The 14,282-nt window shown below is 71.1% G+C and carries 10 protein-coding genes; 2 read left to right on the forward strand and 8 right to left on the reverse strand.

From position 1 onward, the window contains the following. Window positions 1-169: 169 nt before the first annotated feature. The 8 genes from whiA to ACWD4G_RS40340 all read right to left on the reverse strand — a co-directional run bounded on the left by whiA (window position 170) and on the right by ACWD4G_RS40340 (window position 12,322). Entirely contained in the window at window positions 170-1,159 is a 990-nt protein-coding gene (gene whiA / locus ACWD4G_RS40305) for a DNA-binding protein WhiA (protein ID WP_451302735.1), read from the reverse strand. After that, complete coding sequence (locus tag ACWD4G_RS40310; RefSeq protein ID WP_451302737.1) at window positions 1,150-2,220, reverse strand: gluconeogenesis factor YvcK family protein; 1,071 nt, start codon at window positions 2,218-2,220, stop codon at window positions 1,150-1,152. Before ACWD4G_RS40310 ends, whiA begins: the two co-directional genes overlap by 10 nt. After that, complete coding sequence (gene rapZ / locus ACWD4G_RS40315) at window positions 2,217-3,266, reverse strand: RNase adapter RapZ (protein WP_451302739.1); 1,050 nt, start codon at window positions 3,264-3,266, stop codon at window positions 2,217-2,219. Before rapZ ends, ACWD4G_RS40310 begins: the two co-directional genes overlap by 4 nt. Then, window positions 3,263-5,407, reverse strand: a complete 2,145-nt coding sequence (gene uvrC / locus ACWD4G_RS40320; protein WP_451302741.1) for an excinuclease ABC subunit UvrC — start codon at window positions 5,405-5,407, stop codon at window positions 3,263-3,265. Before uvrC ends, rapZ begins: the two co-directional genes overlap by 4 nt. Before the next feature lie 177 nt (window positions 5,408-5,584). Beyond that, the gene (locus ACWD4G_RS40325; protein WP_451302743.1) at window positions 5,585-6,256 is read right to left on the reverse strand and encodes a response regulator transcription factor; all 672 of its coding nucleotides are present in this window, start codon (window positions 6,254-6,256) and stop codon (window positions 5,585-5,587) included. Between the two features lie 382 nt (window positions 6,257-6,638). Then, window positions 6,639-9,425, reverse strand: a complete 2,787-nt coding sequence (locus ACWD4G_RS40330) for a PAS domain S-box protein (RefSeq protein ID WP_451302745.1) — start codon at window positions 9,423-9,425, stop codon at window positions 6,639-6,641. Window positions 9,426-9,434: 9 nt separating this feature from the next. Further along, the gene (locus ACWD4G_RS40335) at window positions 9,435-10,790 is read right to left on the reverse strand and encodes an ABC transporter substrate-binding protein (RefSeq protein ID WP_451302747.1); all 1,356 of its coding nucleotides are present in this window, start codon (window positions 10,788-10,790) and stop codon (window positions 9,435-9,437) included. Window positions 10,791-10,879: 89 nt separating this feature from the next. Then, entirely contained in the window at window positions 10,880-12,322 is a 1,443-nt protein-coding gene (locus ACWD4G_RS40340; protein ID WP_451302749.1) for an ABC transporter substrate-binding protein, read from the reverse strand. 156 nt (window positions 12,323-12,478) lie between these two features. Here ACWD4G_RS40340 and ACWD4G_RS40345 point away from each other — a divergent pair, with 156 nt between their 5' ends. Both ACWD4G_RS40345 and ACWD4G_RS40350 read left to right on the forward strand, forming a co-directional pair. Beyond that, window positions 12,479-12,853, forward strand: a complete 375-nt coding sequence (locus ACWD4G_RS40345; RefSeq protein WP_451302751.1) for a response regulator — start codon at window positions 12,479-12,481, stop codon at window positions 12,851-12,853. A 223-nt stretch (window positions 12,854-13,076) separates the two neighbouring features. Continuing rightward, on the forward strand, window positions 13,077-14,060 hold the full coding sequence (locus ACWD4G_RS40350) for a hypothetical protein (protein ID WP_451302753.1): 984 nt from the start codon (window positions 13,077-13,079) through the stop codon (window positions 14,058-14,060). Window positions 14,061-14,282 lie beyond the last annotated feature (222 nt).

A 14,282-nucleotide genomic window follows, 5' to 3' on the forward strand; every position in this document is an offset into this window, starting at 1 on the left:
GGAAGCCATCCCGGCGATGGACCGGCGGGAAGCCATCCCGGCGATGGACCGGCGGGAAGCCATCCCGGCGATGGACCGGCGGGAAGCCATCCCGGCGATGGACCGGCGGGAAGCCATCCCGGCGCGGGAGCGACGGGAAGCCGTCCCGGCCGGCGAACGGCGCCGGATGTCACCCGACCAGGTTGTCGGCCATCTCCTCGGTGAGGCTGGCCTCGGTCCCCGGGATACCGAGGTCCTGGGCGCGCTTGTCGGCCATGGCGAGCAGCCGGCGGATACGGCCCGCGACGGCGTCCTTGGTGAGCGGTGGGTCGGCGAGCGCGCCCAGCTCCTCCAGGGATGCCTGCTTGTGCTCCATGCGCAGCCGGCCGGCGGCGGCGAGGTGCTCGGGGACGTCGTCGCCGAGGATCTCCAGGGCGCGGCCGACCCGGGCACCGGCGGCGACGGCGGCACGGGCGGAGCGGCGCAGGTTGGCGTCGTCGAAGTTGGCGAGCCGGTTGGCGGTGGCGCGGACTTCGCGGCGCATCCGCCGCTCCTCCCAGGCGAGCACCGACTCATGGGCGCCGAGCCGGGTCAGCAGCGCGCCGATCGCGTCCCCGTCGCGGACGACGACCCGGTCCACACCGCGTACCTCGCGGGCCTTCGCGGCGATCGACAGCCGGCGGGCCGCGCCGACCAGGGCGAGGGCGGCCTCCGGACCCGGGCAGGTCACCTCCAGGGAAGAGGAGCGGCCGGGCTCGGTGAGCGAACCGTGGGCGAGGAAGGCGCCGCGCCAGGCGGCCTCGGCGTCACAGGTGGCCCCGGAGACGACCTGCGGGGGCAGCCCCCGGATGGGGCGGCCCCGGCCGTCGACCAGACCGGTCTGCCGGGCCAGCTGGTCGCCGCCCGCGACCACGCGCACCACATAGCGCGAGCCCCGGCGCAGCCCGCCGGGTGCCATCACGATCAGTTCGGAGCCGTGGCCGAAGATCTCCAGGATGTCCCGCTTGAGCCGGCGGGCCGCCATCGCCGTGTCCAGCTCCGCCTCGATCACGATGCGGCCGCTCACCAGGTGCAGCCCGCCCGCGAACCGCAGGATCGCCGAGACCTCCGCCTTTCTGCAGCAGGTCCGGGTGACGGGTAGCCGGGAGATCTCGTCTTTCACCGCTGCCGTCATCGCCATGGGCCGATCCTTCCATGCATCCGAAAAATACGGTCGTACGCGGCGGCCAACAGCTCCGGATCATGCCGCGGAGATCCATCGGTCCGGGCCACCGGCGCCAGCTCGACCGCGGCACCGAACCGCTTGGCGGCGTCGGCGAGGGAGTCTCGGTCGGGCACGGCTGCCTGGTCGGCCAGCACCACGTCCAGGGCGAGTTTAGGGGCGTGTCGTGCCAAAACCTCCAAATGACGCTGCGGGGAGAACCCATCGGTTTCTCCCGGCTGCGGGGCGAGGTTCAGCGACAGCACCCGCCTGGCCTTGGTCTCGGTGAGGGCGTCCAGCAGCTCCGGCACGAGCAGATGCGGGATCACCGAGGAGAACCAGGAACCGGGCCCGAGGACCACCCAGTCCGCGTCGAGCACCGCCTCCACCGCCTCCGGCACGGCGGGCGGGTCGTGCGGCACAAGATGCACGGACTGCACCTCACCGGGGGTGAGCGCGACGGTCGCCTGCCCCCGTACGGTCTCGACGTCCCCCGGGCGCTCCGGGTCATGGCCCTTGACCATGGCCTGCAGCTCCAGCGGCACCGCCGACATGGGCAGGACGCGGCCCTGGGCGCCCAGCAGCTTGCCGACCAGGTCGAGGGCCTGGACATGGTCGCCGAGCTGCTCCCACAGGGCGACGATCAGCAGATTTCCGACGGCGTGGTCGTGCAGATCGCCCTTGGAGTGGAAGCGGTGCTGGATGACACGGGACCAGGTCTGGCCCCAGTCGTCGTCGCCGCAGAGCGCGGCCAGCGCCTTGCGCAGATCGCCGGGCGGCAGCACACCCAGCTCGTCGCGGAGGCGTCCGCTGGAGCCGCCGTCGTCGGCGACGGTGACGACGGCGGTGAGGTCGCCGGTGATCCGGCGCAGGGCGGCGAGCGAGGCGGACAGACCCATGCCGCCGCCGAGCGCGACGACCTTGGGCTGGGCACCCCGGCGGCGGGGCCTGGCCCCGCGTGCCTCGGCGGGACGGGCCCCCCGGGTCTCGGGGGTGATCCGGCGCAGCCTGCTCAGCCGCAGAGCAGCACGTCCGGTCACTCGCGCCCCAAGTCCCGGTGCACGACCACGGTCTCGACGCCCTGGGCGGACAGCCGGGCGGCCAGCTTCTCGGCGGTGGCGACCGAGCGGTGCTTGCCGCCGGTGCAGCCGACCGCGACGGTCACATAGCGCTTGCCCTCACGGCGGTATCCGGCGGCGATCATCTGGAGCAGCTCGGAGTAGCGGTCGAGGAACTCCTTGGCACCGGGCTGGTTGAAGACGTACGCCGAGACCTCCTCGTTGAGGCCGGTGTACGGGCGCAGCTCCGGGACCCAGTGCGGGTTCGGCAGGAAGCGCATGTCCACGACCAGGTCGGCGTCTACGGGAAGGCCGTACTTGAAGCCGAAGGACATGACGGTGGCCCGCAGCTCGGGCTCCTCCTCGCCGGCGAACTGGGCGTCCATCTTGGCGCGCAGCTCGTGCACATTGAGACTGGAGGTGTCGATCACCAGGTCGGCGTCGCCACGCAGCTCGCGCAACAGCTGCCGCTCGGCGGCGATGCCGTCGGTGATGCGGCCGTCGCCCTGGAGGGGGTGCGGGCGGCGCACCGACTCGAAGCGGCGGACGAGGGCGTCGTCGGAGGACTCCAGGAAGACGATCCGCCGGGTGACGTTCTTCGTGGCCAGGTCGGCGAGGGAGTCGCGCAGATTGTCGAAGAAGCGGCGGCCCCGTACGTCGACGACGACGGCGATCCGTGCCACGTTCCCCTGGGAGCGGGCGCCGAGTTCCACCATGGTGGGGATCAGCGCGGGCGGCAGGTTGTCCACGACGAACCAGCCGAGGTCCTCCAGGCACTTGGCGGCCGTGGACCGTCCGGCGCCGGACATGCCGGAGATGATGACCAGCTCGGGGATGGCCGCCTCGGGGACCCCGGCTGTTTCGATGCCCGTACTCACGTGTGCTCCGTCTTCCTGTGGCGCCGGGTGCGGGCCGACATGGTCGCCCGCGGCGCTGTGCGCTTGCCCGTGCTGTGCTGTGTGCTCGTCGTGCTGTACTTCCGGACGCACGGGGGGCTCCGGAAGTTCTGGGCGCTCGTGCTCGGTCATGTCTCCTGCCCCGATCGCCGGTCCGGGGCGCCCGCGGCCACGGGCTCCCCAGAGGGGTCCGCCGTCGTACCGGGCTCCTCTTCTTCCATGATCTCTCCCGTGGCGGTGTTCACCGCGGGAGCGGCCGGGGCCGCCGTCGCGAGGGCGGCGACGATGGTCTCGGCGGTCTTGCGGCCTATGCCGGGGATCTCGCGGATCTGGTCGATCGTCGCGGAACGCAGCTTCTTCAGTGAGCCGAAGTGCTTCAACAGGGCCTGTTTGCGAGCGTCGCCGAGCCCGGGCACGTCGTCCAGGGGGCTGGCCCGGAAGCGCTTGGCGCGCTTGGTCCGCTGATAGGTGATCGCGAACCGATGGGCCTCGTCACGGACCCGCTGGAGCAGATACAGCCCCTCGCTGGTGCGCGGCAGCACCACCGGGTCCTCCTCGCCGGGCAGCCAGACCTCCTCCAGCCGCTTGGCGAGCCCGCACACCGCGATGTCGTCGATCCCCAGCTCGTCGAGCGCCCGCCGCGCGGCGGCCACCTGCGGCCGGCCGCCGTCGACGACGACCAGCTGAGGCGGGTACGCGAACCGCTTGGGGCGGCCGTCGTCGTCCTTGAGGCCGTTCGGAGGGCCGCCGGGATCGTTCGCGGGGGCGCCGGAGCCGTTCGCGGCGTCGCCGGGGCCGATGGGTACGGCGGGCGCCTCACCCGGTTCGGCAGCACCCTCGCCCGCGGTCTCCTCCACCCACTCCCCCGTGCGCTCCTTCTCCGCGAGGTAGCGCTTGAAGCGGCGGGTGATGACCTCGTGCATGGACCGGACGTCGTCCTGGCCGGCGAAGCTCTTGATCTGGAAGCGCCGGTACTCGCTCTTCCTGGCCAGCCCGTCCTCGAAGACGACCATCGAGGCCACCACGTCGTCGCCCTGGAGATGGGAGATGTCGTAGCACTCGATGCGCAGGGGGGCGCTGTCCAGGTCGAGGGCGTCGGCGATCTCCTCCAGGGCCCGGGAGCGGGTGGTGAGGTCGGACGCGCGCTTGGTCTTGTGCAGGGCGAGCGACTGCTGTGCGTTGCGCCGCACGGTCTCCATCAGGGCCTTCTTGTCGCCCCGCTGCGGGATGCGCAGCGAGACGTTGGAGCCCCGACGCCCGGTGAGCCACTCCTGCACGGGTTCGACGGGGTCGGGGAGCGCCGGGACGAGGACCTCCTTGGGCACGGAGTCCCCGGTCTCCTCGCCGTAGAGCTGCTGGAGCGCGTGTTCGACGAGGTCACCGGTGGTGACGGCCTCGACCTTGTCGGTGACCCAGCCGCGCTGGCCGCGCACCCGTCCGCCGCGTACGTGGAAGATCTGGACGGCCGCCTCCAGCTCGTCCTCGGCGACGGCGATCAGATCGGCGTCGGTCGCGTCGGCGAGCACGACCGCGTTCTTCTCCATGGCCTTCTTCAGGGCCTCGATGTCGTCGCGCAGCCGGGCGGCCCGCTCGTACTCCAGCTCCTCGGCCGCGTCCGTCATCCGCTTCTCCAGCCGGCGGATGTAGGTGCCGGTGCGGCCGGCCATGAAGTCGCTGAACTCCTCGGCCAGTTCACGGTGGTCCTCGGCGGAGATGCGCTCTACGCAGGGGGCGGAGCACTTGCCGATGTAGCCGAGCAGACAGGGCCGGCCGGTGCGGGCCGCGTTCTTGAAGACCCCGGCCGAGCAGGTGCGTACGGGGAAGACGCGCAGCAGCAGATCGACGGTGTCCCGGATCGCCCACGCGTGCGCGTACGGCCCGAAGTAGCGGACGCCCTTCTTCTTGTGACCGCGCATCACCTGCACACGCGGGAACTGTTCGTTCATGGTGACCGCGAGGTACGGGTAGCTCTTGTCGTCGCGGTACTTGACGTTGAACCGGGGGTCGAACTCCTTGATCCAGGAGTACTCCAGCTGAAGCGCCTCGACCTCGGTGGACACCACGGTCCACTCCACGGAGGCGGCCGTGGTGACCATCGTGCGGGTGCGCGGGTGCAGCCCGGCCAGGTCCTGGAAGTAGTTGGCCAGCCGCTGACGCAGGCTCTTCGCCTTCCCGACGTAGATCACCCGACGGTGCTCGTCACGGAACTTGTACACCCCGGGAGAGTCCGGGATCTGCCCCGGACTGGGTCGATAGCTGGAGGGATCGGCCATGCAACACACCCTACTGGCGCCCACTGACATCCCGGGTGCCCTGTGGACAAGGGCCAGGGGCAGCGCCCTGGAAGGGGCGAAGCCCCTTTTAGGGGCGCGGGGAACTGCGCGACCAGCCACACACAGCCCGCAGCCGCCAGACGACAACCAGCCCCGAGCTATTGGCGCGACCAAAACCTAACGCGTCTCCAAAAAGGTCAGCACAGCCAGCACCCGCCGATGATCATCCGGCTCCTCAGGCAACCGCAGCTTCCCCAGAATGCTGCGCACATGCTTCTCCACGGTCCCCTCGGTCACCCACAACCGCTTCCCGATCCCCGCATTGGACCGCCCCTCGGCCATCAGGCCGAGTACCTCCCGCTCACGATTGCTCAGCATCGACAGCGGATCGTCCCGCCGCTGCGCGGCGACCAGCTCCTGCACCAGCGACGGATCGACCACGGACCCACCCCGCCGAATCCGGTCGAGCGTCTCCAGGAACTCGTCCACGACGGTGATCCGGCTCTTCAGCAGATACCCGATGCTGCGCCCACCGGCCAGCAGCTCCAGCGCGTCCTCGACCTCCACGAAGGCCGACAGGACCAGAATCCCGACGGCCGGATACCGCTCGCGGATCTCGCACGCGGCCTTCAACCCCTCCGTGGACTGCGTCGGCGGCATCCGGATGTCGATGATCGCGATGTCCGGCAGCTCCGCCTCGACGAGGTCGAGGAGCCCGTCGGCATCGCCAGCCTGGCCCACCACCTCGTAGCCGACGCGCTCGCAGAGGCTCGCCAGCCCCTCCCGCAGAAGCACGTCGTCGTCCGCGAGTACCACCCGTCCGAGCGCTGGATGCTGATCGGCGTCCATGGTCTCGGCCTTCCCCCTTGCCCGGCCTGTCCGGTTTGTCCCAACAGCCTGCCCGAACTGGGCACTTACGGCTAGCAGGAAGCCTAGTGTGGGGGAGGGCCGGGACGACACCGGAACGTTTGAGCGCAATGCTCGAATCCATGCAGTCGCAGGTGGAACGGCCACCTCGGGCGAGAGGTGGTGTTCGTCGGCCTCAAGGCTGTGGGCCGAACACCCGCGACTGGCCCGGCACGGCGGACTCCCCCGCCACCGGCGCCGGACGGCAGTCTCCGCCGTCCGACCCGACCGCCTGGGTCGTACGCTCGCCACCGGGCCAAGAACTCCCCCCTTTGCTTGGGCCGCAACGCGTACGCTCCGGGCGGTCGTCCATGCCCGGGCGGCGTCAGCCCAGGATGTCGACGTCCTCCGGCGGCGGTGTCACCGGCAGCCGTACCGTCATCGTCGTACCGCCGCCCTGGGGGCTGGCGACGGTCAGCCGGCCGCCGATGGCCTCCACGCGGTCGATGAGCCCGATTAGCCCCGAGCCGTTGTCCGGCTCCGCTCCCCCGTCCCCGTCGTCGCGGATGACCAGCTCCAGTACGCCGTCGTCGTCCCATGCCTCGACGGTCACCACACTCGCGCGCGCGTGCTTGACCGCGTTGGTGAGGCACTCGGAGGTGACGTAGTAGGCGGCCACCTCGACCTGTTCGGGGAAGCGGGGGGTGGACAGGCGGAGGTCGAGTTCCACGGGGACCGCCGAGCGACGGGCGAGGGCGCGCAGGGCGGGGCCCAGGCCGCCCTTGGACAGGACGGCCGGGTGGATTCCCCGGGCGACCTGCAGGAGGTCCTGGAAGGTGTCGTCGAGGCCCTTGCCGAGGTGGGCCAGATGCTGGGCGAGGGGCGAGCCGGGGTCCTCGACCAGGGACTCCGTCATCCGCAGCTCCAGTTGGAGGGAGACCAGGCGCTGCTGGACGCCGTCGTGCAGATCGCGTTCGATACGGCGCCGGGAGGCGTCCCCCGCGGCGACCACACGCGCGCGTGAGGCGGTCAGCTGGGCGCGGCTGTCGGCGTTGGCTATGGCGGTGGCGATCAGTTCGGTGAAGTCGGCGAGCCGGGACTCGGTGCCCTCGGGGAGCGGGTCCACCAGGGAGGCCGCGACGACGACGCCCCACAGGGCGCCCTCGACGACGATGGGAGCGCCGACCGCGCTGCCCGCCCGCGCGGCGGAGCTGGTGCGGGCCACCTCGTCGATCACCTGTCCCGCCGCCTCACGCCGCACCAGGTGCACCCGCTCCGCGCCCGGGTCGGCATCGGCGTACGCGATGCCGAGGACCTCGACGGTGCCGTCGGGCTCGTAGCGCAGTACGGACGCGGCCGTGCTCAGCAGTTTGCCGACCTCCTCGGCGACCGTGGTGAACACCTCGGCCGGCGGTACTCCGCGCGCGACGGCGGTGGCGACCCGGCGCAGCGCGGCCTGTTCGAGACCTGCCAAACGGCTCTCGGTGACATCGCGGGCGGCGGCGTAGATCAGGCCCTCCTCCGGGACCGGTCGGGCGCTCCACTGCAGCCAGCACTCGGTGCCGTCCGCGCGGATGTACCGGTTCTCGAACTCGGCGAGTTCGGCGCCGGCCGCGAGTTGTGCGATGGCTTCCTCGGTCTTCTCGCGGTCGTCCTCGTGGACGAAGGTCCTCAGGGGTGCGGAGATCAGGATCTCTCTGGAGTATCCGAGGGTGCGTTCGAAGGCGGGGTTGAGGCGTTTGAAGTAGCCGTCGACTCCGCTGATGCACAGCAGGTCGATGGAGAGGTTGAAGATGCCCTCCAGTTCCCGTTCGGCCCGTCGGCGGCGGCCGTGGGCGGCGGCGAACGACGCCATAGTGCCGTTCATGCCGCGGAGCAGTTGGGCCCAGGTGCCGTCGAAGGCGTCGACATCGGCCCGGTGTTCGAGCCGGCCCGCGTCGATCGCGGTGTTCATGGCCCGGATCTGCTCGGCCAGCCGCTCGGTGGTCACCCTCAGCTCACGGAAGGTGTCGGCGACGTCCCCGAGTTCGTCGCGCCCCGCGTAGCGGATGTCGTACGCGAGGTCACCGCCGGACAGGGCGCGGGCTCCCTCGGCGACCTGGCCGAGGGGCTGGGTGATCGAGCGGCGCAGGGCCAGCGCGAGGACGGTGACCAGGCCGAGGACGCCCAGCGAGAGCGCCAGGTCGGTGAAGGCCTGCCGCTCGGTGGCGCGCAGATCGCGGTCGGCGGTGACGGCGAGCTCGCGCGCGGCCCGGTGCTGGATTCCGCGCAGGTCGTCGACGTACTTCCCGGAGTCCTCCAGCCAGTCGCCGTACGAGGGCCAGTCGGCGGAGCGGGTGGCGGAGTCGGCGAGCATGTCGCGGACCTCGCGGACGGCGCGGCCGGGTGTCCGGAAGACGGCGCTGTGCAGTTCGGTGCCCAGTTCGTCGGAGGCGTTCAGACGGAACGCGCGCAGTTGGTCGTCCTCCAGTTCGGTCCAGCGGCCGGCGGCGGTGGGGCGTTCATCGGTGGGGGCGTCGAACAGGATGGCGAGTTCGACGCGCTCCCGTTCGGCGGCGGCGATGGCCTTCGACAGGGCGACATGGGCGTCCGCCGCCCGTCCCGCTGCCCTGGTGGGCCGTCCGGACTCCAGGTCGGCGACGGTGTCGAGCAGCATGTTCTCGATGACCTCGTACCGTCGGGCCACGGTCGGCGCGTCCAGGGAGACGGTGCCCGTCTCGACCCGCAGCGCGTGCAGCTGCCGGCGTACGGAATCGAGGACACCGGGGACATCGGACCCCGACCGGTCGAGGGCGAGTTCGAAGGCCTCGCGCAGGGCGTCGTCGGTGATCTGCTGGGCCTCGCTCCGTTCACGCGTCGTGCTCCGAGTGGGCCGCAGCCGGGCCCTGACCGCCGCGATCCGTTCCCGGGCGACGTCCTCGGTGACCTCGCTGGTCGCGAACGACACCCGGATCGCCGTGTCGAAGTCGCCCAGGGTCCGCGCGGCCTCCCACCGGGTCACCGCGGCGAGCGCCGTGAAGGCCAGCAGCACGGTCAGCGGCAGCAACACGAGCAGCATCAGCTTGGCGCCGACCCTCAGCCGGGCCAGGAACGGGACGGTGCCCGCGGTCGTGGGCCGGACCCGCGCGAGGCCGCGGCGGAGGGCGGGGCGTCGTCCTGACGAGCGGCGCATCGCCGGGCCTCACGAACCGGTCGGCGGGTAGTAGCGGTGGTCGGCCAGGTCCTTGTCGACGGCGCGCACGGCCTCGTCGAGGGCCGGTCGGACGGAGGCTCCTCTCATGATCTCGACGAACGCGTGGGCGAACGCCTCGCTGATCACCGGGTAGGCGGGGGTCTGCGGCCGGGGCTTCGCCACGCCGCTGCGGAGTTGGTCGATGAACAGGCGTCCGGGGCCGCCCTGCGAGAAGGCCTCCGTGCGCTCTGTCGCGGTCGCGGTGGCGGGTATCGCCCCGTTGGCGTCGGTCATCCGCAGGATCTCGTCGGGCTCCAGCAGAAACGCCAGGAACCGCCACACCGCGTCACCGTCGGCGCCGCCCGCCGGGATGCCCCACTGCCAGGAGCCCATGCCGGTGGCGGTGCCCGTGCCGAAGTCGGGCAGCGGGACGATCGCCACATCGCCGGGGAACGCCTCGAAGTAGCGCCGGTACCACCAGTGGCCGGTCCAGGACACCGGACTTCTGCCCTGCTGGAAGGCCTCGCCGTCCTTGTTCGCGTCCACGTAGCCCGCCTTCGCCCAGCCCTGCAGCGTCGTCAGGGCGTCGACCGTCTGCGGTCCGTTGAGCACACCGTCGGCCGTTCGGTAGTCGGAACGTTCCACGAGATCGCCGCCCGCCGACCAGACGGCCGGCGCGAATCCGTACGTTCCCCACTCGGTGTCGGCCCACGGCAACTGGAGGTCCAGTGGCTTCTCGTGGCCCAGCGAGCGCAGTTTCCCCAGGATGCCGGTGAACTCCTCGGCGGTCCAGGCGTCGCCGATGCCCTTCGGGATACGGACGCCGGCCTTCTTGAGCACCGACGGACGGACGTACAGGCCGAGCCCCGAGTCGAAGGTGCCTATGCCCCACAACCTGCCCCGGTAGGTGCCCTGTTCGAGGACGGACGGGAGCAGGTCCTCGCGCAGGGACTCGGGGACGCAGGAGTCGATCGGCCGGAGGTCGCCTCCCCAGGCGTGGCGGAACAGGTCGGTGGCGTCGAAGTCCAGCAGGTCGGGCAGTTCGCCGTCGGCGGCGGCCTCGCGGACCAGGTCGTCGTAGTCGTCCTCGGGGAGGGTGACGAGCCGGACCTTCACCTCGTCCTGAGCGGCGTTGAAGGCCCGCACCTGGGCGCGTACCGCCTCCTGTTCGTCCGGGGCCGCGTCGTGGAACCACATCGTGATCTGCGCGGAGCCCCCGTCGATCCGCCCGTCGCAGGTCGCGTCGGCCTGCCGCCGGACGTCCCGCCGCCCGTCGTCAGCCGCGTCACAGCCGGCGAGCAGCAGGACCGTGCAGAGCAGTGCGGCGAGCAGGGGCCGACGGGGTGTCGTCGTGGAACGCCGCACGGCGGAACTCCTCGCAGAAGGCTCCAGGCCCTGCCCCGGTGTCGGTCCTCCTCTGCGTGCAGCGCGCTGCCGCGGTCCGGCGCTTCGGGTCATGGCCGGCTCTGCGGGTATCCGTTGTGGGCGGCCAGGTCCTTGTCGATGTCCGCGACGGCCTGGTCCAGGGTCTTCTGCGCGGGCGCCCCCTCGAAGACGATGTCGGCGACCGCGCGCGCGAAGGCGACGGTGACCGCCGGGTACGCGGGGGTCTGCGGCCGGGGCCTCGCCACTCCGCTGCGCAACTGCTCGATGAACAGCCGTTCGGGGCCGTTCTCGTCGTACTGCTTCGACAACTTCACCGCTCTCTCGGTCGCCGGCACGGCGCCGTTGGCCTCGCTCATCCTGAGCACCTGCTCCGGCCGCAGCAGATACTCCAGGAACCGCCACACCGCGTCACCGTCGGCGCCGCCCGAGGGGATGCCCCACTGCCAGGAGCCCATTCCGGTGACGGTGCCGGAGCCGAAGTCGGGCAGCGGCACGATCGCCACATCGCCCGGGTGGGCGGCACTGTACTCGCCGTACTTCCAGTGGCCCATCCAGGAGATGACGCTACGGCCCTTCACGAAGGCGCTCTTGTCCTTCTTCTCGTCCCGGTCGACGTATCCGTCATCCACCCAGCCCTGCATGGTGGTGAGCGCGTCGACGGCCTCGGGGCCGTTGAGATGGCCCTCGGCGGTGTCGAACCCCTTGGGCTCGATGAGGTCGCCGCCGGCCGACCAGACGGCCGGGGCGAAGGCATAGGTGTTCCACTCGTCGGCGAGCTTGGAATCGGTGAAGTTCAGGTCGAGCGGTGTCTCGTACCCCTGCTTGCGGAGGGTGCGCAGGATCTCCGTCAGCTCGTCGGCGGTCCAGGGGTCGTCGATGCCCTCGGGGATGCGGACGCCCGCCTTCTCCAGCACGGACGGCCGGACGTACAGACCGAGCCCGGAGTCGAAGGTGCCGATGCCCCACAGCCGCCCGTCATAGGTGCCCTGGCTGCGGACGGAGGGGAGCAGATCCTCGCGGACCTCGGTGGGCACACAGGAGTCGATCGGCTTGAGCTTGCCGGACCAGGCGTAGCTGTAGAGGTTCGGTCCGTCGAAGTCGAGCAGGTCGGGGAGGTCGCCGCTGGCCGCGGCGGACAGGACGAGTTCGGTGTACGGCCGCTGTTCGGGCAGGGTGACCAGTTCGACCCGTACCTGTCGCTGGGCCTTGTTGAACTCCTTGACCTGGCTGCGCAGGGTGCTCAACTCGCCGCTCTGTCCGGCGTGGAACCACATGGTGATGTGGGCGGTGCCGTCGATCCGGCCGTCGCACGTGGTGTCACCGACCGCCTTGTCCCCCTCGTCCTCCCTCTCCTGCGTCCCGCCCCCGCCGCAGCCCGCCAGCAGCAGCGCGGCGGCCGACATCCCGGCCAACAGGGCATGACGAATCCCGCGTCCGCCGACGTCTTTGTACGGCGACATCATCACGCACCCCCACTCGAACGGATGATCTGCCCCCAAGGGCAGCGACATGCTACTCCTCGTGGCTTGTTCGATTCCCTGAGTGAGTGTGAACGGATCGATCCGGTAAAGGACTTCAGCACATTCCCGCTAACGGGAATCCTGCCGGGACGACACTTTCCGGCTAGCCGGGATGTGGGCCCATGAGCGCCTTGGGAGGCTTTCGACATGTCCATGCGCTGTCTCATCGTCGATGACAGTGCCCGGTTCCTGGAGGCCGCTCGCACACTTCTGGAACGCGACGGGGTCCATGTCGTCGGTGTGGCCTCCACCGGCGTGGAGGCACTCGCACGGGCCGTGGAACTGACCCCGGACGTCGTCCTGTTGGACATCGATCTGAACGGCGAGAGCGGGCTGGATCTGGCACCCCGGCTCGCGTGCTCCGCGTCCTCCGTCATCATCCTCACGTCCACGCACACCCTGGACGACGTCCAGGAACTCGTCGCGGCCAGCCCCGCCAGGGGCTTTCTCCACAAATCGAAGCTCTCCGGACAGGCTCTGTGCGATCTGCTGGGGCCCGATTCGCCATGCCCGGAGGCTTGAGGATCTTGACGGTGAGGACCGGCCATATCGGACGCCAGGTGTTGTCGGGACTTGGTCAACACGCTTCAATGCGGGGGAACTCGGGAACAGGAATGCCTTCGTCCGGATGTAACGACATTCGGGCGCCGCGAGCCCCGCGCCCCGCGTGTCCGACGGACGCGCCCAGATCGGTCCTCCGCGCGGTCCGAGCAGCCGACGCGCCTCCTCACAGAAAGGCCCCTGCATGCGGCACGCCCCAGAGCACGCGGACGTCGCGACGATCGCCGACGTCCCGGATGTCGCGGACGCGGCCACCGCGGAGTTGGAGTCGGTCCTGCGGGGCGGCCCCTTCCATGTCGCGCTGCGCGCCGCGATCGCCGCACGCGGACTGCCGCTGCAGCGTGTGCAGCACCATCTGTCGCGCCACGGGGTCAAGGTCGGTGTCACCAGCCTCAGTTACTGGCAGCAGGGCGCCCGGCGCCCCCAGCGCCCCGAGTCGCTGCGCGCGGTGCGGGCCCTGGAGGAGATCCTCCAACTCCCCGAGGAGTCACTGATCCGGCTGCTCGCCCAGGCCGACGAACTCGCCGGCCCCGAGCGCCCCGCCGGCCGCTCCTATCGCGCGGTCGTGGAGGCCTCCGGCGTCATGGAACGGCTCCTCGACGAACTGCAGGTGCCGCCCGACAGCGGTGTGCACACCGTCGGCCACCACGAGCGGGTCCTCGTCGGCGCCTGCCGGGAACTGCTCGGCCGCGAGTCCCAGCACATCGTCCGCGCCCACAAGGACGGTGTGGACCGCTATGTCGCCGTCCACCACGGCGACCCCGGCTGCGTACCGGAGCGCATGGCCGTGCACGCCCTGGAGAACTGCCGCAGCGGGCGGGTGCGTTGGGACCACGACACCGGTGTCCTCGTCGCCGAACTCCTCTTCGACACCCGGCTGCGCAGCGGCGACACCTTCCTGTTCCGCTACGGCTTCGACGACGGTACGGCCGGGGTCTGCACCGAGTACGTACGCGGCTTCCGCACGGCCGGCGGCCAGTACGCCCTCCAGATCCGCTTCGACGAACGCGCACTCCCCGCCCGCTGCCACCGCTTCACCCAACACTCGGCCGCCGCCCCCCGAAGCGCCCACCAGCCCCTCCCCCTGAGCGCCCTCCACCGCTCCGTTCACCTCGTGGAGCCCCGGGTACGGACGGGGATCGTGGGCATTGGGTGGGAGTGGGAATGAGGGGGCGAAGGCGAGGGCGGGGGCAGGTCGGCGGCGGCTGAGTGCGCTCGCCGGATTCGGTGGCGGGCGGGGTGTGACCGACGGTCCGCGGTGAGCGGACGGGGGCGGTGCGGGGGCGCGCGTATCGACGGCGATCCTCGGCGCCCGATGGGGCGGCGGACGGGTATGGCCGACGGCCCGGCGGTGAGTGGGGTACGGCCGACGGCCCGGCGGTGAGTGGGC

It is taken from the genome of Streptomyces sp. NPDC002643, from assembly GCF_053592555.1.